19 protein-coding genes are annotated in these 20,157 nt (G+C 68.9%); 10 read left to right on the forward strand and 9 right to left on the reverse strand.

Annotated elements, in window-relative coordinates; translation table 11 throughout:
* Positions 1-26 precede the first annotated feature (26 nt).
* On the reverse strand, positions 27-413 hold the full coding sequence (locus tag CUR96_RS06595; RefSeq protein ID WP_102192484.1) for a DUF1761 domain-containing protein: 387 nt from the start codon (positions 411-413) through the stop codon (positions 27-29).
* 70 nt (positions 414-483) lie between these two features.
* On the opposite strand from CUR96_RS06595, the gene CUR96_RS06600 reads away from it, so the two are divergent.
* Positions 484-1,125 carry a TetR/AcrR family transcriptional regulator gene (locus CUR96_RS06600; RefSeq protein WP_102192485.1) on the forward strand — a complete coding sequence of 214 codons (642 nt, stop codon included), beginning with the start codon at positions 484-486 and terminating at the stop codon, positions 1,123-1,125.
* Positions 1,126-1,165: 40 nt separating this feature from the next.
* Here the strand turns inward: CUR96_RS06600 and CUR96_RS06605 are convergent, their stop codons facing one another.
* The 7 genes from CUR96_RS06605 to CUR96_RS06635 form a co-directional block, all read right to left on the reverse strand.
* On the reverse strand, positions 1,166-2,920 hold the full coding sequence (locus CUR96_RS06605) for a Na+/H+ antiporter (RefSeq protein WP_102192486.1): 1,755 nt from the start codon (positions 2,918-2,920) through the stop codon (positions 1,166-1,168).
* 150 nt (positions 2,921-3,070) lie between these two features.
* Positions 3,071-3,454, reverse strand: coding sequence for a VOC family protein (locus CUR96_RS06610; RefSeq protein WP_102192487.1), 384 nt, complete (start codon positions 3,452-3,454; stop codon positions 3,071-3,073).
* Between the two features lie 98 nt (positions 3,455-3,552).
* On the reverse strand, positions 3,553-4,188 hold the full coding sequence (locus CUR96_RS06615; protein ID WP_102192488.1) for a response regulator transcription factor: 636 nt from the start codon (positions 4,186-4,188) through the stop codon (positions 3,553-3,555).
* Positions 4,182-5,375: a sensor histidine kinase gene (locus CUR96_RS06620; protein WP_245861102.1), complete on the reverse strand. Its 1,194-nt coding sequence runs from the start codon at positions 5,373-5,375 to the stop codon at positions 4,182-4,184. The genes CUR96_RS06615 and CUR96_RS06620 overlap by 7 nt, the downstream gene beginning before the upstream one ends.
* 9 nt (positions 5,376-5,384) lie before the next feature.
* On the reverse strand, positions 5,385-6,140 hold the full coding sequence (locus tag CUR96_RS06625) for an ABC transporter permease (protein WP_102192489.1): 756 nt from the start codon (positions 6,138-6,140) through the stop codon (positions 5,385-5,387).
* A 2-nt stretch (positions 6,141-6,142) separates the two neighbouring features.
* Positions 6,143-7,120 carry an ABC transporter ATP-binding protein gene (locus CUR96_RS06630; protein ID WP_102192490.1) on the reverse strand — a complete coding sequence of 326 codons (978 nt, stop codon included), beginning with the start codon at positions 7,118-7,120 and terminating at the stop codon, positions 6,143-6,145.
* Between the two features lie 111 nt (positions 7,121-7,231).
* Positions 7,232-9,103, reverse strand: a complete 1,872-nt coding sequence (locus tag CUR96_RS06635; protein ID WP_102192491.1) for an FAD-dependent monooxygenase — start codon at positions 9,101-9,103, stop codon at positions 7,232-7,234.
* A gap of 130 nt (positions 9,104-9,233) precedes the next feature.
* Here CUR96_RS06635 and CUR96_RS06640 point away from each other — a divergent pair, with 130 nt between their 5' ends.
* Positions 9,234-9,938 (forward strand): IclR family transcriptional regulator, encoded by a 705-nt coding sequence (locus tag CUR96_RS06640; RefSeq protein ID WP_102192492.1) that lies wholly within the window; start codon positions 9,234-9,236, stop codon positions 9,936-9,938.
* A 79-nt stretch (positions 9,939-10,017) separates the two neighbouring features.
* Here the strand turns inward: CUR96_RS06640 and CUR96_RS06645 are convergent, their stop codons facing one another.
* Positions 10,018-11,397, reverse strand: coding sequence for an MFS transporter (locus CUR96_RS06645; protein WP_102192493.1), 1,380 nt, complete (start codon positions 11,395-11,397; stop codon positions 10,018-10,020).
* 71 nt (positions 11,398-11,468) lie between these two features.
* On the opposite strand from CUR96_RS06645, the gene CUR96_RS06650 reads away from it, so the two are divergent.
* The 8 genes from CUR96_RS06650 (at position 11,469) to CUR96_RS06685 (ending at position 20,145) form a co-directional block, all read left to right on the forward strand.
* A complete protein-coding gene (locus CUR96_RS06650; RefSeq protein WP_102192494.1) occupies positions 11,469-12,989 on the forward strand; it encodes a fumarylacetoacetate hydrolase family protein in 1,521 nt (506 codons plus the stop codon).
* A complete protein-coding gene (locus tag CUR96_RS06655; protein ID WP_102192495.1) occupies positions 12,986-13,672 on the forward strand; it encodes a GntR family transcriptional regulator in 687 nt (228 codons plus the stop codon). The genes CUR96_RS06650 and CUR96_RS06655 overlap by 4 nt, the downstream gene beginning before the upstream one ends.
* A complete protein-coding gene (gene hpaE, locus CUR96_RS06660; protein WP_102192496.1) occupies positions 13,669-15,168 on the forward strand; it encodes a 5-carboxymethyl-2-hydroxymuconate semialdehyde dehydrogenase in 1,500 nt (499 codons plus the stop codon). The genes CUR96_RS06655 and hpaE overlap by 4 nt, the downstream gene beginning before the upstream one ends.
* 91 nt (positions 15,169-15,259) lie before the next feature.
* Entirely contained in the window at positions 15,260-16,426 is a 1,167-nt protein-coding gene (gene hpaD, locus CUR96_RS06665; protein ID WP_102192497.1) for a 3,4-dihydroxyphenylacetate 2,3-dioxygenase, read from the forward strand.
* A complete protein-coding gene (locus CUR96_RS06670; protein WP_102192498.1) occupies positions 16,423-17,211 on the forward strand; it encodes a 2-keto-4-pentenoate hydratase in 789 nt (262 codons plus the stop codon). The genes hpaD and CUR96_RS06670 overlap by 4 nt, the downstream gene beginning before the upstream one ends.
* Positions 17,196-17,999 (forward strand): HpcH/HpaI aldolase family protein, encoded by an 804-nt coding sequence (locus tag CUR96_RS06675; protein ID WP_102192499.1) that lies wholly within the window; start codon positions 17,196-17,198, stop codon positions 17,997-17,999. The genes CUR96_RS06670 and CUR96_RS06675 overlap by 16 nt, the downstream gene beginning before the upstream one ends.
* 103 nt (positions 18,000-18,102) lie before the next feature.
* A complete protein-coding gene (locus CUR96_RS06680) occupies positions 18,103-19,365 on the forward strand; it encodes an MFS transporter (RefSeq protein ID WP_102192500.1) in 1,263 nt (420 codons plus the stop codon).
* Between the two features lie 51 nt (positions 19,366-19,416).
* Positions 19,417-20,145, forward strand: coding sequence for a DUF6882 domain-containing protein (locus CUR96_RS06685; protein ID WP_102192501.1), 729 nt, complete (start codon positions 19,417-19,419; stop codon positions 20,143-20,145).
* Positions 20,146-20,157: the final 12 nt, after the last annotated feature.

Consider the following 20,157-nt stretch of genomic DNA (forward strand, 5'->3'; position numbering starts at 1 on the left):
TGGACGTCGCTTCAGTAGGCGTCGCTTCAGTGGATGAGCCCGAGGACGAGCGCCACGAGCAGCAGCTTGAGCAGCCAGTCACCGGCGTGGATGGCCGCGGTCTGCCACGGCACGCGCTCCCAGATGATCGAGCCGGTGAGCAGGACGAGCGGGAACGCGATCCACAGCACGACCGCCAGGAGCACAGCGCCGGGCAGCGTCAGCATGCCGGCCTGCGCAGCGACCCAAGCGAACGCTGCACCCACGACCGCCGTGCGCAGCAGCTCAGTGACCACCTTCCATACAGCGGGTTTCCCTCGGTCGATGAGGCGGTCGCCGAGCGCCCGCTTCTCGATGGGAGTGGTGACGATGTAGTAGATCGAGCTGAGGATGAAGGCCGCGACGGCGGCGACGGCGATACCGAGTGCGATCATGATGACCCTCCTTTAGTACTTGCCAGTACTCTAATGCGCGCCGGGAGTACTGTCCAGTACTATTTTGGACATGCCTGATGCAGCACCCCCATCTCGCGGCCGGCCAGGTGGCAGCCGCGGCACCGATCTGCTCGCCATCGCCCGCGAGATCTTCCTCGCGCACCAGTACGCGGGGACGACGATGGATGCCGTCGCATCCCGCGCTCGGATCTCCAAGCAGACCCTCTACCGGCAGTACCCGTCGAAGGAGGAGCTGTATGCGGCCGTCGTCCACGACTGGGTCGACCGCGGGCGCGATGCGATGAGCCCGCATCTGCAGAAGCTGACGTCGTCGCAAGACATCCGAATCGGATTGCTCGACCTATCCAGAACTCTCCAAGCCGCGGTACTGAGCCGCCCCGTCCTCCAGATGCGCACACTGATCACCGCCGAGGCCGAGCGGTTCCCCGACGTCGCGGCCGACTACGTCCGGCGCAGCTGGGATCGCAACCAGACGCTGCTCGCTGAGGCATTCGAGCAACTGGACGGGCGAGGGCTCCTGCGCATCGCCGACGCGCAGATCGCCGCCGAGCAGTTCACCTGGCTCTCTCTCGCGGCCCCACTGAATCGCCTGACCCTCACCGCGGGAGCAGCCGCATATACGCCGGAACAGCTGGAGCACCTCGCTGAGGAGGCCGTGGCCACGTTCCTCGACCGGTACGGAGACCGATGACGGCATCCCTCCGCGCCATCACGATCGATCCTCCGATCGATCAGTCGAGGTCCTCGATGCCCTGCAGCCGTACCTGCTCGAGATCGAGGCGCGCCGAGATGCGACGCACGATGAGGTCGTCGACCGTACCCGCCCGACGAAGCCCGTGCAGAACCTCTCGCTTCTGCTCGAGCATCGCGAGCTTCAGCCGCGAATACTCCTCATGGCGCACCAGCGGCGAGCGCTGCAGCATGTCGACATCGGCCGAGGTCGCCACCATCTGAAGCGTCCCTCCTTCCGGGAGAACCGTCGCACCTCCGACGCCGCCGGTCGTCTCGTCAGCGCCGTCGGCCGTCGATGCCAGCGGATCAGGAGCATCCAGCATGCCCTCCATCGCCACCACCTCGGCGTCGATCAGCGCACGCTCCCGGGCCATCGCACGCGCGTTGGCCAGCTCGAGCATCTCGTAGCCCTCGCGGCGGACCCTGTCCCGCATCTCCGCACTGATCTCGTGCTCGGATGCGAGCCGATCGAGCGCGGCCATCGCTGCGCCCGAGATCGCTCGTTCGGCGAGTTCGTACTCCTCGTCCTCGCCGTGGTCCTCAGGGAATCCTGCCCAGCGCACCACGGCCGGGAGCATGGGGCCCTGCACGAGCAGACTCAGCAGGATCACGCCGGCGGTGACGAACACGACTTCGTCGCGACCGGCCAGGGGGGACCCGTCGGATGTCGTGAACGGCACCGACAGCGCGATGGCGAGCGATACCGCGCCGCGCATGCCGGCGACCGTGCTCACGACTTGCGCCCGGGTGCGCAGCCCCCGGGCGTGGACTGTGCCGCCTCCGATGCGCTGGAACGGCACGGAGAGGAGCTGGAACACGAAGCGCACGACGAGCAACGTGACCCAGACCGCGACGGTCGTGAGCACGAGCCATCCGACGGTCCGCGCGGAGGTCTGGTGGATGACCCACTGCACCTCGAGGCCGATGAGCACGAAGAGTGCGCCGTTGAGCAGGAAGACGCCGAACGGCCAGACCGATTCGGCCTGGCGGCGGGAAGCGGCCGTGGTGATCTGCGGGCGGACGAATGCGACGACGAGGCCCGCGACGACGACGGCCAGCACTCCCGAGGCGTGCCCCATCTCGGCGAGCAGGAACGCGGTGAAGGGAACCAGCAGCAGGGCGACGTTGATGGCCATCGTCGTGCGCACGCGCCGCAGCAGAAGCCAGGCCGCGGCCGCCACGATCGCCCCGGCGGCGATGCCGCCGAGGTAGGAGACGATCACGGTCATGGTGACGGTGAGGGGCGTGATGTGGCCGCCGACGGCCAGCGAGACCGCGATGGCGTACAGCACGAGGGCCGTGCCGTCGTTGGTGAGGCTCTCCGCCTTCAGCTTCATGAAGCCACGCCGAGGCAGCAGCCGGCCGAGGGCTGCGACGGCCGTGGCATCCGGCGGCGCGACGGCGGCTCCGAGGATGAGCGCGATCTCCCAGGGCAACCCCAGGAGAACCGCCACGCCCGCGACGGCGAACGCCGAGGCGACGACGAGCAGCGTGCTCATCGGAAGGATGTAGCGGAAGTCGCGGCGGATCGAGCGCAGCGACGTCGTGAGGCTCTCCCAGAACAGCATCACGGGCAGGAAGAGAAGCAGCACCGTCTCCGGCGGCAGCTGGATCTCCCGCAGCGCGGGCACGAAGCCCAGCAGCAGGCCGAAGACGACCAGGACCAGCGGAAGCGCCACCCGCAGCCGCGGCGCCAGCATCGTCCCCACCAGGATCGTGAGCCCGAGGAGGACCGTGATCTCGAGACCTTCCATGCGACCGCTCCTCATCTGCCGTGCGCCGGCGAATGCGCGCACGTGCTCAGAGCACAGCATCCGCAGAGGACACGGTATTCCCGTGACGCGTTCGGCGGAAGGACTCGGGCTGGCCTTCCCACAGAGCCCTTCCGCCGATCGCGGCCGCCGTCAGCTCTGCGCGCTGTAGTCCGGCAGCTCCTGAAGCGTCCACGTGTTCCCATCCGGATCGTCGAAGGTGACGAAGCGACCCCATGCCTGCTCGTCCACGCCCTGCGCCTCGACTCCGAGACCGCGCAGGTGCGCCAGTGCCTCATCGGCATCCGGGACCACGACCTGGATCGTGTTCTGCATACCGGGTTCGAGGGTCCCCTCCCCCAGCCCGGTCCCGAACGCGATCGAGCACGCGGATCCGGGCGGCGTCATCTGCACGAACCGCAGCCCCTCCATCGGCGTCTGATCATGGTCGGCGTTGAAGCCGATCTTCTCGTAGAAGTCCTTCGACCGGTCGACATCCGACACCGGTACGAAGATGAGCTCGATCTTCCAGTCCACAGCGCACACCCTCCTGGCGGGCGCGGTCGCCCGTCCGCGTCCAAACTACGACGCAGCCCCGGCACAGCGCCAGGGGTGTCCGACGCGAAGGACGACGGTCAGATCCAGCCCTTGTCCGATGCCGTCCGCACCGCCTGTGCCCTGTTTACGGCCCCGGTCTTGCCGATGGCCGCCGACAGGTGATTGCGCACCGTCCCCGCCGACAGGAACACCTCGGCTGCGATCATCGCCGCCGACCGCCCGTCGGCCGCCAGCCGCAGGATCTGCTGCTCCCGGTCGCTGAGCGGATTCGCGCCCTCGAACAGGCTCTCCTCCGCGAGGGCGGGATCCAGCACCCGAAGGCCGGCGTGCACGCGACGCACAGCCTCGGCCAGCTCCTCCGCCGGGGTGTCCTTGACGATGAATCCGCTGGCTCCGGCATCCAGCGCCGACCGCAGGTAGCCGGGCCTCGCGAACGTCGTGACGATCAGGACTCGCGTGCCCGGACTCGTCGCGCGAACGCGTCGCGTCGCCTCGACGCCGTCCATTCCTGCCATCTGGATGTCCATCAGGCACACATCGGGCGCGAGCTCCTCCACCAGCCGCACCGCCTCGGCGCCGTCCCCCGCAACGCCGCACACCTCCAGGTCTTCCTCGAGTTCCAGGAGCGCGGCCATCGCCCCGCGCACGAGCGCCTGGTCATCCGCGATCACCAGGCGGATCCCGCCGCGATCCTCCTCGGAACGGGTCACCATGTCAGTTCCACCCGCGTTCCCGAGTTCGCGAGGGGCCGCACCGTCAGCGCCGCGCCCGCCGCCGCGGCGCGCTCCCTCATCCCCCGGATGCCGTTCCCCTCGCGATCCCCTGGTCCGGCACCGTCATCCTCCACGACCAGCGAACCGGGTGCTATCAGCACCCGCACGGCTCGCGCCCGGGAGTGCCGGAGGGCGTTCGTCGTGGCCTCCCGCAGGATCCAGCTCGCCGTCAGCGACTGCACCGGCGACAGCGCGCTCGGCGCCCCTTCCACCCGCACTCGAATCTCTGCGGACTCGAGGGCTGCCCGACTGGCCGCCAACTGCTCGACGAGCGTGGCCCCACGCGCCTCGGTGACCGAGGCGCGGACCCCCGCGATCGCCTCGGCGGTGAGCGCCTCGATGTCGGCGAGTTCGGCCTTCGCCCGTTCCGGATCGGACTCCATGAGGCGCCGCACCAGCTGCGCCTTCAGCCCGACCACCGTGAGCGAGTGCCCGATCAGATCGTGCACATCGCGCGCGACCGCCTCGCGACCCTCGCTCGTCGCCAGCTCGAGGCCGAGACGTTCCGCCTGGGCCGACCGGACGATGAGCCAGGTCGACACTGTGTTCACCACGCCGAGCAGACCGACGATCGCGAGCAGCGAGAGGTAGTCGATCCCACCCGGGATGAGGAAGACGCACAGCGCGGTGACCGCGACGGCTCCGACGGTGGCGATCCAGTGCCATGTCCGCGTCAGGCCGTACGAGGCGAACGACATGATGAACGGCAGAAAGCTCAGCGCCGAGCCGCCCTCCGCGGGAATCGAGAGCAGCGCGCACACGATCAGCGCCGCAAACGTGGCCCACTGCCGCACGGACGGAGTCTTCCCGAGCCCGCCTCCCCCGCGCATGCCGTGCATGAAGCCGGCGACGTACAGGACGATGAAGGCCACGAGCGTCACCCAGCCGACGATGATCCACGCTACGGGGGCGGTCGAACGCAGCAGTGCGAGCACCGGGTAGATCAGGAAGACCAGCCAGATCACCGCCATGAGCCAGCCGAACCGCGCCCATGGATCGTTGGCGGCAGACGAACGCGCTCCGGCGCCCGACCACGCGGCAGGTGGAGCGCCCGCAGCGGCGAACTGCGCGGCCGATCGAGATGGACCGGCCGATGCCGCTCCATCTCGAGGGGGTGGTCGCATCATCATTCCAACCTACTGGCGAGTCCGTGAGCGCTTCATGCCCGCCGCCACCAGCACCGCGAACACCACCAGCCAGACGACGACGTTCAGGAGCAGCATCCACATCGGGTCGCTCTGCCCTGTGGTGAGCGTGCCGTCGGTGAGCGGCCATCGACTCAGGGCGACGAAGCCGTACAGCGGGGTGAACCGTGCGATGTCGAGCATGACTCCGTCGAGAGGCATGAACACGTTCCCGAAGAAGGCGAAGAAGGTCATCGAGATGGAGGCGAGGGCCGCGGCCGAATCCGAGCTGAAGAACAGCCCGACGCCGAGCCCGAACAGGCCGTAGATCAGGCCGAGTCCGAGGATGATCCCGGCCGTCGCCGCCCATCGCCACATGTCGTCGACCTGGGCGCCTGTCAGGGCTCCCGCGGTGAACACGGCCACGAGCGCCAGGGCGGCGAAGCTGACAGCGGTGAGCAGCTTCGTGGCCGCATAGCCGGCGGTCGTCAACGGTGTCATCGCCAGCTGGCGCCCCCAGCCTTGCTTCGCCTCTGTCGCCGCGAGCGAGGTGAGCGAGCTCATGGCGACCGCCGTCCCGTACGCCGCCATCGAGGTCATGACGTAGAACGAGACGTTCCCGTTGCCGGCGGAGAGAGTGCCGTATCCCATGCCCGCGCCGAACAGGAGGTACATCGCCACGGGCATGCCGAGGGTGAAGGCGAGCGTGTAGGGGTTGCGAAGCTGCCGGACGCCCTCGATACGCAGCATCGTCGATGAGATCAGCATGGTCAGTCCTCCGTGAGTGCCGTGAAGGCGGTTTCGAGTGTGGGAGCGGCGATCTCCAGGTCATGCGCGCCGGCGGCGAGCAGCGCGCGGGCGACGGCGTCGGAGTCGGATGCCCGCAGGCTGAGTCGATCCGCATCCAGCCGCACGTCGACGACTCCGGACATCGCCCGCAGCGAGGCGACGAGATCCGCCGACCCACCGGCCGCGACGGATGCGGAGATCGTGCGTTCCCCCAGACCGGCGCGCAGCCGCGCCGTCGGGGCATCGGCCACGATCGTGCCGCGATGCATCACCACCGTGCGGTGGGCGAACTGCTCCGCCTCTTCGAGATAGTGGGTCGCGAAGATGATCGTGCGGCCGGCATCCGCATCCGCTCGCATGACGTCCCAGAAGTGGCGTCGTGCCGTGACGTCCATTCCCGCCGTCGGCTCGTCCAGCACGAGGATGTCGGGATCGGAGACCATCGCGAGTGCGAACTTCACACGCTGCTGCTCACCACCGGAGCACTTCGACACACGGCGCCGGGCGAGGTGCACGAGATCGGCCCTCGCCATGACCGAGGCGACCCGGGCCAGGGCCGCGGCACCATACAGAGACGCGATGAGCCGGACGGTCTCCTGCACCGTCAGATCCGACAGGAGGCCGCCGGTCTGCAGCACGGCGGCGATCGATCCGCCCGCCGTCGCACGGTCGGGCGTCGAGCCCAGCACGCGCACCGTGCCCTCGCTCGGCTCGATGAGGCCGAGGAGCATGTCGAGCGTGGTCGTCTTGCCCGCGCCGTTCGGTCCGAGCAGGGCGACGACCTCGCCACGACGCACGGTCAGGTCGACGCCGTCGACCGCCTGGACGCGCCGCTCGCCGCCACCGAAATGACGGCGGACCCCGGTGAGTTCGATGACGATGGAGCTGTCTGCCGACAGGTCGGCGGTCGGCCGCTCGGCGACCTGCGTCGCCGAGCCGTGCGCTGGTGTCGTGTTCATACCTCCAGCGTGGTCGCCCGGCGGCCACGGCGCCGGACGGCGATGTCACGTTCTCGGCATGACACCTGTCATGCGATCGCTCGGTCCGCTCCTGTTCGCGAGAGGGACGGCTCAGCGGGCCGGCAGCAGCGCGCCCTCGAGGAACCCTTCCAGAGCTGCCGCTGCCGATAGCGGTAGCACAGCGGCGACATACTGATCCGGGCGTACGACGACGACGACGCCGTCGCGCGACAGCTCCCGCTCGGCGAAGATGTCGGCGCTGGTCCATACGGTCGGGCCGGCCGCGTAGACCTTCTCCCAGTCGGTCAGGCCCAGCGGCCCGGTCTTCGGCAGGAACAACTCCGGTGCCGAGGTGATCTCGAACTCGTCGTACCGCTGCTGATAGACCGCCTTCACATCGAAGACGGCATCCGGGTCGGCATCCGCAGGAGTGAACCGGGCGAGCACGGGCGCGACGGCCTCGGCCCACGACCGGAGCGCGTCGCCCGACGCGTCGGCGAATGCGTAGATCCGCCAGCGGCCGTCCGCCTTCGCGTGGTGCCCGAGATGCACGGCGTTGCCGTCGCACACCCGGGTGACCTCGACCGACTTGAAGCGCTTGCCGAGCGGGAAGCCGGCGGCGAGCCCCTGGTGCTCGTCATCCGCCACGATCTCCGACCTGCCGTACTGCGTCATGAACCCCGACGGGAACTCCGCTGTGGCGAGGTAGTAGGTCGCGAGGTCCTGCGGGTCGGAGATCTCCCCTGGCTTGCGCGCCATCAGCGCCGACCATTCCTTGTCGAAGTCGATGAGCTGCTGCGCCACCGGCTTGCGCTCGGCGGAGTACGTCGCGAGCAGCGACTCCGGACTGCGTCCGGTGAGCACCGATCCCAGCTTCCAGCCGAGGTTGAAGCCGTCCTGCATCGAGACGTTCATGCCCTGTCCGGCCTTGGCGCTGTGCGTGTGGCATGCGTCGCCGGTGAGGAACACGTGCGGGGTGCGCCCTGAGCCGTCGATCACATCGTCGAAGCCGTCGGTGACCCGATGCCCGACCTCGTAGACGCTGTGCCAGGCGACCTGCTTCACATCGAGGGTGTATGGATGCAGGATCGCATTGGCCCTGCGGATGATCTCGCCGATCGGCGTCTGCCGCACCCGATGGTTGTCATCGCCGGCGACCTCGCCGAGGTCGATGTACATGCGGGAGAGATAGCCGCCCTCGCGCGGGATGTGCAGGATGTTGCCCGCCTCGGAATTGATCGCGCACTTGGTGCGCCAGTCCGGGAAGTCGGTGTTGACGACCACATCCATGACTCCCCAGGCATGCGCCGAGAAGGCGCCGACGTGCGTGCGTCCGATCGCGTCGCGGACACCGCTGCGCGCGCCGTCGCAGCCGACGACGTACTTCGCCCGCACGGTCCGCTCCTCGCCGGCGCGCTCGCCGGCCACATGCCGCAGGCGCACCTCGACCGGGTACTCGCCGACCTCGTGCACCACGAGACCGGCGAACTCCACGCCGTAGTCGGGGACGATCCGGCCCGGTCCGTGCGCCGCCGCCTCGGCGAAGTAGTCGAGCACGCGCGCCTGGTTCACGATCAGATGCGGGAACTCGCTGATCTTCAGCGCGTAGTCCTCGGTCCGCGAGGTGCGGATGATGTTCTGCGTGTTCGCGGGATCCGGTGCCCAGAAGTTCATCCAGCCGATGTTGTACGCCTCGGCGACGATCCGCTCCGCGAATCCGAACGCCTGGAAGGTCTCGACGCTGCGGGGCTGGATGCCGTCGGCCTGGCCGAGGACGAGTCGTCCGTCGCGCTTCTCGATGATGCGGGTGCTGACATCCGGGTACTGCGACATCTGCGCGGCGAGGAGCATGCCGGCGGGGCCGGAGCCCACGATGAGCACGTCGAGCTCGTCGGGGAGGTCGGATGGGCGATCGAGGCCGATGCCCGCGGCATCCTGCACGCGCGGGTCCCCGGAGACATAGCCGTGGTGGTGGAACTGCATCGTCGTCGATTCCTTCCGACTGCTTCGTCAGTCTTGCTTCCCCGAACCGCTTGTTCTATATTCGAACATGCCGTTCTACTATTGAACACATCGTATGCGCACACCCCTCTGAGCACAAGAGAGCGAAGCAATGACTGAGCCCGGATCACCCGCCTCGCAGACCCTGAGTCGCGGCATCCGGATCCTCGAGATCCTCGCCGACGCGCGCGGCCCGCTGGCCATCGACGAGATCTCGACGCGTCTCGGGGTGCATCGTTCGATCGCCTACCGCCTGCTGCGGACCCTCGAGGATCATCGACTCGTCGGCCGCGACGCGGCCGGCGCCGTCAGCCTGGGTGCACGGATGGCCGCACTCGCCGCGGGCGTCGCACACGACCTCCAGGCCGAGGCGCTGCCCGAACTCACCGCGGTCGCCAACGACCTCGGCATGACCTGCTTCCTCGCCGTGCTCGACGGCGAGGAGTGCATCACGCTCGCGAGCGTCGAGCCCCGGCACGCCGTCGCCAGCGTCGCGCAGCGCCCCGGCGCCCGGCATCCGGTCACCGCCGGCGCGCCCGGCAAGGCGATCCTCACGCAGATCCCGTCGTCGGACTGGAACGCGGATGTCGACGCGCGTCTGCGGGCAGAGGTCGAGACGACGAGCCGACGCGGCTACGCGACAAGTCACGACGAGGTGATCCCGACCGTGCAGTCCGTCGCCGTGCCGCTCGTGCTCCGCGGGCACCGACCGGCCGCGATCGCCGTCGTCCACGTCGCCACCTCTCTCGACGACGCGGACATCGCCGCCCGCCTGCAGCGTTCGGCATCCGTCATCCGCGAGGCACTCGACGGCTGAGCGGCCGCATCGGAGCCAGGGGGATGGATTCCGACGGTTCCGCAGCCCGCGGACCGGCGGAATCCATCCCCCGCCAGGCTCAGGCCCGCGACATCCCGTAGATCGGGCTGACGGCCTGCTCCGCTTCATGGTCGGGGCCGAGCGGGATGCCGGAGCGGTCGCGCAGCAGCAGCGTCGCGATGAGGCCGAGCACGGTCATCCCGGCGAGGTACCAGGTCACCGCGTCGGTCGAGCCCGTCGCCGCGACGATGGCCGTGGCGATCGTCGGAGCGAACGCACCGCCGGCGATCGCACCGATCGCGTACGAGATCGAGACACCGGAGAACCGGATGGATGCCGGGAACAGCTCGGCGTAGAGCGCCGCCTGCGGCCCGTAGGTGAATCCGAGGCCGATGGTGAGGATCGCGAGACCCGCGAACAGGGGCAGGATCTCGCCGGTGTTCACCAGCGGGAACAGGGCGAACACGCCGCCGAGCTGAAGGACCCAGCCGATGATGTACGTCGTACGGCGTCCGATCCGATCCGAGATCCATCCGGCGAAGAGGGTCGAGATCAGCCACGTGACGGCCGATCCGGCGACCGCCCACAGCACCGGCCCGCGCTCGAGCCCGATCGAGCCCTCGGGGTTGGTGGCGTAGCCCTGGATGTAGCCGCCGGTCGTCATGTAGCCGACGGCGTTGTTGCCTGCGAACACGAGCGCGGCGATGACCACGAGGAGCGCGTGCTTGGCGAAGAGCTGCACGATCGGCATCCGCGCCTTCTCCTTGCGCTCGGCGAGCTCCGCGAACACCGGGCTCTCCTCGACCTTGCGCCGCACGTAGTAGCCGACGAGGATCAGCACGACGCTGAGCAGGAACGGGATGCGCCAGCCCCAGGCGAGGAACTGGTCCCCCGGCGCGATGACCGTCATCAGGGCCATGACGCCCGAGGCGAGCAGCAGGCCGAGCGGCACGCCGATCTGCGGGGAGGCGCCGAAGACGCCGCGCTTCGCCTTCGGCGCGTGCTCGACGGCCATCAGCACCGCGCCGCCCCACTCGCCGCCCGCCGAGATCCCCTGCAGAATGCGCAGGAGCACCAGCAGGATGGGCGCCATCATTCCGATCGCCTCGTAGGTCGGCAGCATGCCGATCAGCGCGGTCGCCGCGCCCATGAGGATCAGCGTCCACATCAGCACGGTCTTGCGTCCGAGCTTGTCGCCGAAGTGACCGGCGAGGAATGCCCCGAGCGGTCGGAACAGGAAGCTGACGCCGACGGTGGCGAAGCCGATCAAAGCGCTGTTCTGCCCGAGCGGGGCGAAGAAGAGCTGCCCGAACACGAGCCCGACGGCTGTGGCGTAGATGAAGAAGTCGTACCACTCCACAGTGGTGCCGACGACGGTGGCGAAGACGACGCGGCGACGATCGGCCGCGGTCGCGATGGTGCCGGTGGGAGTGAACCCACCCTGTGACTGCCCGCTCATGGGGTGTCTCCTTATGGTTGTGACGGCGTTGTCACGGCATGCGCATTCGGCGCTTGCCGAGGGATGACACGATGATATATGATTTCAAATACGACGCACAAGGCGTCCCAGACGAGCGCGAGGAGGCGCCAGTGACGGTTCCCGGTGAACGCCCCGGCAAGATCATCGCCATCCATCTGAGCTACGCCTCCCGCGCCGACCAGCGCGGCCGGCGCCCGGCCGCCCCCTCCTACTTCTTCAAGCCGGCAAGTTCCATCGGCATCACCGGCGGCACCGTCGAGCGGCCCGCCGGCACCGAGCTCCTCGCCTTCGAGGGCGAGATCGCCCTCGTCATCGGCACCGCCGCGCGCCACGTCTCCCAGGCCGACGCCTGGGATCACGTCGGGTGGGTCACGGCATCCAACGACCTCGGCCTCTACGACCTCCGTGCGAACGACAAAGGTTCGAACGTCCGCTCCAAGGGCGGTGACGGGTTCACCCCGCTCGGCCCTGAGTTGATCGACGCCCGCTCCGTCGCTCCGGATGCCCTGCGCGTGCGCGCCTGGGTGAACGGCGAGCTCCGCCAGGACGACACCACCGCCGGACTGATCTTCCCCTTGACGCAGCTGGTCGCCGACCTCTCCCAGCACTTCACACTGGAGCCGGGCGACGTCATCCTCACGGGAACCCCGGCCGGGTCGTCCGTCATCGTGCCCGGCGACGTCGTGGAGGTGGAGGTGGATGCACCGGATGCGCCGGGTGCGCCGACCTCAGGACGCCTCGTCACGACCGTCGTCCAGGGCGAGGTGCCCTTCGACCCGGAACTCGGTTCGCTCCCCGCCGTCGACGACCTGCAGCGCACCGAAGCCTGGGGGTCCCGTGAGGAGGCCGGGCTCGCCCCGCTCTCCGAGGAATCGGTCCTCTCCCCCGAACTCCGCGCGAAGCTGATGGAAGCGCCGACCGCCGGCCTCTCCGCCCAGCTGCGCAAGCGCGGTCACCACTCCTGCTTCATCGATGGCGTCGCGGCGAACATCCCCGGCAGCAAGATCGTCGGCACCGCCAAAACCCTCCGGTTCGTGCCGTTCCGCGAAGACCTGTTCAAGACCCACGGCGGCGGCTACAACGCCCAGAAGCGCGCGTTCGATGCCGTGAACGAGGGCGAGATCATCGTGATCGAGGCCCGCGGCGACGCCAGCACCGGCACGCTCGGCGACATCCTCGCGCTGCGCGCCATGGCGCGGGGAGCCGCCGGCGTCGTCACCGACGGCGGCGTGCGCGACTTCGACGCCGTCGCGGAGATCGGGCTGCCTGTCTTCTCGAAGGGCGCGCATCCCTCCGTCCTCGGACGCAAGCATGTGCCCTGGGACTTCGACGTCACCATCGCCTGCGGCGGCGCCAGCGTGCAGCCCGGCGACATCATCGTCGGCGACGGCGACGGCGTGATCGTCATCCCGCCCTCTCTCGCCGAGCAGGTCGTCGACGACACGCTCGCGCAGGAGGTCGAGGACGCCTGGATCGCCGAGCAGGTCGCCGCAGGCAACCCGGTCGACGGCCTGTTCCCGATGAACGCCGAGTGGCGCGCACGCTACGAAGCCGAGATGGGTTCGCGATGACCGACCTCGCCACTCTCAGCAAGTCCGAGCAGGCGTACGCCTGGATCCGCTCGCGCATCTCCGGGCACACGTTCGGGCCTGGATACCGGCTGGTCCTGGGACCGATCGCCGATGAGCTCGGCATGAGCGTCGTGCCCGTGCGCGAGGCCATCCGCCGGCTCGAGGCCGAAGGGCTCGTGACGTTCGAGCGCAACGTCGGCGCGCGGGTCACACTCGTGGACGAGACCGAGTACGCGCACACGATGGAGACGCTCGGCGTCGTCGAAGGCGTGGCCACCGCGCTCTCGGCCCCGTTCCTCGACGAAGCGGCGCTCGACGCCGCCCAGGCCGTCAACGACCGGATGGCGCGGCTGCTCGAGCACTTCGACGCGCACCTGTTCACCGAGCTGAACAGGCAGTTCCACTCCCTGCTCTTCGAGCCGTGCCCGAACCCGCACCTGCTCGACCTCGTGCACCGCGGCTGGTCCCGGCTCTCCGGCATCCGCGACTCCACCTTCGCCTCGGTTCCGGGCCGTGCCACGCACTCGGTCGCGGAGCACACGCAGATCCTCGACCTCATCCGATCCGGCGCCGACCCCCTCGAGATCGAACTCGCCGCCCGCAACCACCGCTGGCGCACCAAGGACGCATTCCTCGACGCACTGCACTCCCGTTCCCGTCATTCCTCCGGAGGAGACTCATGACCGCTTCACGCATCCCCACTGACCTGCCCGACCACATCCAGCACTACATCGACGGTTCCTTCGTCGATTCGGTCGACGGTGACACGTTCGACGTGCTCGATCCGGTGACCAACAAGACGTACACGACGGCAGCGGCCGGCAAGAAGGCCGACATCGAGCTCGCCGTCGCCGCGGCGAAGCGCGCGTTCGAGGAGGGCCCTTGGCCTCGGATGCTGCCGCGCGAGCGCTCGCGGGTGCTGCACCGCATCGCCGACATCGTCGAATCGCGCGATGCCCGCCTCGCCGAGCTCGAGTCCTACGACTCGGGCCTGCCGATCACGCAGGCGCTCGGCCAGGCGCGTCGCGCCGCCGAGAACTTCCGCTTCTTCGCCGACCTGATCGTCGCGCAGGCCGACGACGCGTTCAAGGTTCCCGGCAAGCAGATGAACTACGTCAACCGCAAGCCGATCGGCGTCGCCGGGCTCATCACGCCGTGGAACACGCCGTTCATGCTCGAATCCTGGAAGCTCGGGCCTGCACTCGCGACCGGCAACACCGTCGTACTCAAGCCCGCCGAGTTCACGCCGCTGTCGGCATCCCTCTGGGCCGGCATCTTCGAGGAGGCGGGCCTCCCCCGCGGCGTCTTCAACCTCGTCAACGGCCTCGGCGAAGACGCCGGCGACGCGCTCGTGAAGCACCCGGACGTGCCCCTCATCTCCTTCACCGGCGAGAGCCGCACCGGACAGATCATCTTCGGCAACGCGGCCCCCTTCCTCAAGGGCCTGTCGATGGAGCTGGGCGGCAAGTCGCCCGCCGTCGTCTTCGCCGATGCCGACATCGAGGCCGCGGTGGATGCGACGATCTTCGGCGTCTTCTCCCTCAACGGCGAGCGCTGCACGGCCGGTGCCCGCATCCTCGTGGAGCGGTCGGTCTACGACGACTTCGTCGAGCGCTACGCGGCGCAGGCGAAGCGCGTGAAGGTCGGCTACCCGAACGACCCGGCCACCGAGGTCGGCGCCCTGGTGCACCCGGAGCACTACGAGAAGGTCATGAGCTACGTCGAGATCGGCAAGACGGAAGGGCGCCTCGTCGCCGGCGGCGGCCGCCCCAACGAGTTCCCCGAGGGCAACTTCGTGCAGCCGACGGTGTTCGCCGACGTCTCCCCCGACGCCCGGATCTTCCAGGAGGAGATCTTCGGCCCGGTCGTCGCGATCACGCCGTTCGACTCCGACGAGGAGGCGCTCGCGCTCGCGAACAACACGCGCTACGGCCTCGCCGCCTACATCTGGACGAACGACCTCAAGCGCGCGCACAACTTCGCCGGCGCCGTCGAGGCCGGCATGGTGTGGCTGAACAGCAACAATGTGCGGGACCTCCGCACCCCGTTCGGCGGCGTGAAGGCGTCCGGTCTCGGCCACGAGGGCGGCTACCGCTCGATCGACTTCTACACCGATCAGCAGAGCGTGCACATCACGCTCGCGGCCCACTCGCACAACCCCACCTTCGGCAAGAACTGACCTCATACCACCCCTCCCGTCGCGAAAAAGCCCGGAATGACAGCCGGAAAGCGGGCTATTTCGCGACGGGAGCTCACGCAAGGATGCTGACATGACCGACAAGACTGCGAAGACGCTGACCTCCTCGGGCTACTACGTGTCGCAGGAGGCCCCCATCCGGGCCGACAACCCCGTCGCGACGCCTGCCGCCACACCCCCCGATGTCCTGCGCTGCGCGTACATGGAGCTCGTCGTCACCGACCTGGCGGCCTCACGCGTCTTCTACGTCGACGTCCTCGGCCTGTACGTGACCGAAGAGGACGACGAGGCGATCTACCTGCGCTCCACCGAGGAGTTCATCCACCACAACCTGGTTCTGCGCAAGGGGCCGATCGCCGCCGTCGCCGCGTTCTCGTACCGCGTGCGCACCGCCTCGGACCTCGACCACGCCGTCGCGTTCTACACCGAGCTCGGCTGCGACGTCCGGCGCAACGAGACCGGCTTCGTCAAGGGCATCGGCGACTCGGTGCGCGTCGTCGACCCGCTCGGCTTCCCCTACGAGTTCTTCCACCAGACCGACCACGTCGAGCGGATGTCGTGGCGCTACGACCTGCACACCCCCGGCGAACTGGTGCGGCTCGACCACTTCAACCAGGTCACCCCCGACGTCCCGCGCGCGGTGAAGTTCATGCAGGACCTCGGCTTCCGCGTCACCGAGGACATCCAGGACGACGAGGGCACCGTGTATGCGGCATGGATGCGGCGCAAGCCCACCGTGCACGACACCGCCATGACCGGCGGCGACGGACCGCGGATGCACCACGTGTGCTTCGCCACGCATGAGAAGCACAACATCCTCGCGATCTGCGACAAGCTCGGCGCACTCCGCCGCTCCGACGCGATCGAACGCGGCCCCGGCCGGCACGGCGTGAGCAACGCGTTCTACCTGTACCTGCGCGACCCCGACGGTCACCGCGTCGAGGTCTACACCCAGGATTACTACACCGGCGACCCCGACAATCCGGTCATCACCTGGGACGTGCACGACAACCAGCGCCGCGACTGGTGGGGCAACCCCGTCGTGCCGTCGTGGTACACCGAGGCATCCCTCGTGCTCGACCTCGACGGCAACCCGCAGCCCGTCGTCGCCCGCACCGATTCGAGCGAGATGGCCGTGACCATCGGAGCCGACGGCTTCTCGTACACGCGGCCCGACGAGGGCGAGGCGTCGATGCCCGAGTACAAGCAGGGCGAGTACAAACTGGGCCACCAGCTGTGACGCTTCCCACCGAGACCATCGCTCAGATCGCGGCCGAGCTGGCCGAGGCCGACCGCGCGCACAGTGTGATCCCGCGCATCACTGCACGCTTCCCGGATGCGACCGTCGAGGACTCGTACGCGATCCAGGGCGTCTGGCGCGATTCGCAGATCGCGGCCGGCCGCCGGCTCGTCGGTCGCAAGATCGGTCTCACCTCGAAGGCGATGCAGCAGGCGACCGGCATCTCGGAGCCGGATTACGGCGTGATGTTCGACGACACCGTGTACGAGTCGGGCGCCGAGATCCCGGTGGACCACTTCTCGAACGTGCGTATCGAGGTGGAGCTGGCGTTCGTGCTGAAGCATCCGCTCGCAGGTCCCGACTGCACACTCGACGACGCGCTCGCCGCGATCGACTACGCCGTCCCCGCTCTCGAGGTGCTGAACTCGCACATCGAGCTCGAGGGCCGAACGATCGTCGACACGATCAGCGACAACGCGGCGTACGGCGCCATGGTGCTCGGGGTCGTGCACAAGCGCCCCGATGAGATCGACCTTCGCTGGGTGCCCGGCGTGCTCTCCCGCAACGGCGAGATCGAGGAGACCGGGGTCGCCGCCGGCGTGCTCGGCCACCCGGCCACCGGCGTCGCCTGGCTGGCGAACAAATTCCACCAGCACGGCGCGCGTCTGGAGGCCGGGGAGATCATCCTGGCAGGATCGTTCACGCGCCCGATGTGGGTGTCGCGCGGCGATGAAGTGCTGTGCGATTACGGACCGATGGGAACAATCCGATGCCGCTTCGTCTAGCCCCGTCGTTCCGCGAGCAGCTCGCGGGCTCCGGCCACCCCTTCGTCGGCATGTGGGTGTGCTCCGGCAGCCCGCTCCTGGCGGAGGTCGCTGCGGGATCCGGACTGGACTGGCTGCTGATCGACATGGAGCACTCGGCGAACACGCTCGAGAGCGTGCAGCTGCAGTTGCAGGCCGTCGCCGCGTATCCGATCGTCCCGCTCGTCCGGGTGCCGTCCAATGACGCCGTCGCGATCAAGCAGATCCTCGACCTCGGCGCGCAGAACCTCATCGTTCCGATGGTCTCGTCCGCCGACGAGGCGGGCACGGCGGTCGCCGCGACCCGCTACCCCCCGGAAGGCGTGCGGGGCGTGGGCAGTGCACTCGCGCGCAGCGCGCGCTGGAACCGCGTCGACGGCTATCTGCAGGACGCCGCGCAGTACACCTCGCTCACCGTGCAGATCGAGACGGCCGCCGGAGTGGATGCTGCCGCGGAGATCGCCGCGGTCCACGGCGTCGATGCGGTCTTCGTCGGCCCGTCCGACCTCGCAGCGTCGATGGGACTCCTGGGCAAGCAGACCCATCCCGACGTCATCGCCGCCGTCGAGCGGGTCTTCGCCGCGGTCAAGGCTGCCGGCAAGCCGGTCGGCGTGAACGCCTTCGACCCGGCCGCAGCCGACGCCTATCTCGAGGCCGGAGCGGACTTCGTGGCCGTCGGCGCCGATGTGGCGCTGCTCGCCCGGGCATCCGAGGCACTGGCGACCCGGTTCATTCCGGCATCCGACGGGGCAGACCGCGGCAGCTACTGACGTTCGCCACTTTCGAAGAGCGCAAACGGCTGCATCCGGGCCCCATATCGAGCCGTTTGCGCTCTTCGAACGCCGCGCGGCGCCATGACAGGATGGCAGAGTGATGCTCAGAAACGAGGCGCCGACGCCTGCGAGGCGCCTGGGCGCGATGCAGGACCGCAACTTCCGCTGGTTCTTCCTCGCCAGGGCGATCACGCTCATCACCGGCTCGATGTCGTCGATCGCTCTGGCATTCGCCGTACTCGATATCGACAACGACGCACGTTCGCTCTCCCTCGTGCTCGCCGCCTTCACGATCAGCAACATCGTCTTCGTGCTCTTCGGCGGAGTCATCGCCGACCGGCTGCCGCGGGCGCTGATCATCCAGTCCTGCTATGTCGTCGACATCCTCTCCATCGGGGCGATCGCGGCTCTGCTGTTCACCGGAACGGCGACGGTTCCGTCGATCGCGATCCTCGCCGCGGTCAACGGAGCATCCACGGCCTTCGTGCTGCCCGCGATGCAGGGACTCATCCCGCAACTGACCACGCCCGAGCACCTCCAGCAGGCGAACGCGATGCTGTCGTTCGTCCGCTCGATGGTGACCATCGGCGGGCCGATCATCGCCGGGGTGCTCGTCGCCACGGCCGGTCCCGCCTGGGCGATGGTCGTGCAGGCCGCCGGATGGGTGATCGCGATCCCGATCCTCGCCCTCGTGAAGCTGCCCCCTCCCGCGCACGGCGGCGGAACGACCATGTTCCACGACCTGCGCATCGGCTGGCAGGAGTTCTGGAGCCGATCGTGGCTGTGGGTCATCGTGCTCGCCTTCATGGTGATGAACGCGATCCATGTCGGCGCCTGGGGCGTCGCCGGCCCGTACATCGCGAAGAACAACGATCTGCTGGGCATCAGCGGCTGGGGCTGGGTGGTCAGCGCCGAGGGCGTCGGCGTGCTCCTGATGACGCTGATCCTGATGTGGTTCCCGCTGAAGAAGCCGCTGCGCTACGGCATGATCGGCATGGCTGCCTTCGCCATCCCGCTCACGGTTCTCGGCGTGCATCCGGCGGTCGTGCTGCTCGCGATCGCGGCGTTCATCGCCGGAGCGGGCGCAGAGGTGTTCAGCACCGGCTGGAACCTCGCGATGATGGAGAACATCCCGGGCGAGAAGCTCTCCCGGGTCTCCAGCTACGACATGCTGGGCAGCTTCGTCGTGATGCCGATCGGCACGCTCATCTACGGCTGGCTGATCACGCATGCGGATGCCGCAACTGTGCTGATCACATCGGGCATCGTGTACGCCGCGGTGGCACTGGCCACGCTGGTCGTGCCGAGCGTGTGGCGGATGGGGCGCCCGACGGATGCGGCGCCGGAGACCGCCGCCCGCTGACGCGAGGCGAGATGCTGGCGCATTCATAGCGACGCGCGCCAGACTGGGGGCATGACCTTCGCCGCACTCCAGCCGCTCGCCGACCGGGCGATCCTGTTCACCTCGCTCCGCCAGGACGCGCTCTCCGCCGCCGCCGATGCGCTCGGCGAGCACCGCTGGGATGCAGACATGCAGGCCGGCACGCTCACGTTCACCGCGAACGCCGACCCGAGCCGCCAGCTCGTCACGCGCGCGCACCTCATCGCCACGATCGCTCCCGGCCCGCGCTCGCTGCTCTGGGCGTGGGCGCACCCGCGTGGCGACGCCGGAGGTCTCGCCGCGCAGCTGCAGGCGTACGGCGCCCAGCACGGCGTCGCAGAACTCACCTCGCCCGAGCTCGCCTTCCCCGCTGATGTCGATGCCGACGTCGACGGCTGGATCTCCCGGGCCGCCCACACCGTCGGCGGCGTCGCCGTTGAGCTGACCGGCCGGTCGCCGTACTACTCCGCTCCGGTCGGCGGGGGCACCCGGGCCGTCTTCCTCCTCGATGCCCCGCTGCCGCCGCTCACCGTCGCCGATGCGATGATCGCGCTCCCCCGCATCCTGTCCGGCCTCGCTCTGGCCGATGCACGGACCGCCGTCTGGGATCTCGCGCGCCTCGCGAGCTGGACGCTCACCTGGACCGACGAGTCGTTCAGCGGCGCGACCGTCACCGATGCCACCGGATCCGCGACGTTCCGCTTCGACGAGCACGCACGCATCGCCGGCATCGAGAGCACGGTCGGCCCTCAGGCGCCGTGAACACGCCCGTCC

Origin of the sequence: Microbacterium aurantiacum (genome assembly GCF_002872075.1) — a bacterium.
GTDB classification, from domain to species: Bacteria; Actinomycetota; Actinomycetes; order Actinomycetales; family Microbacteriaceae; genus Microbacterium; species Microbacterium aurantiacum_A.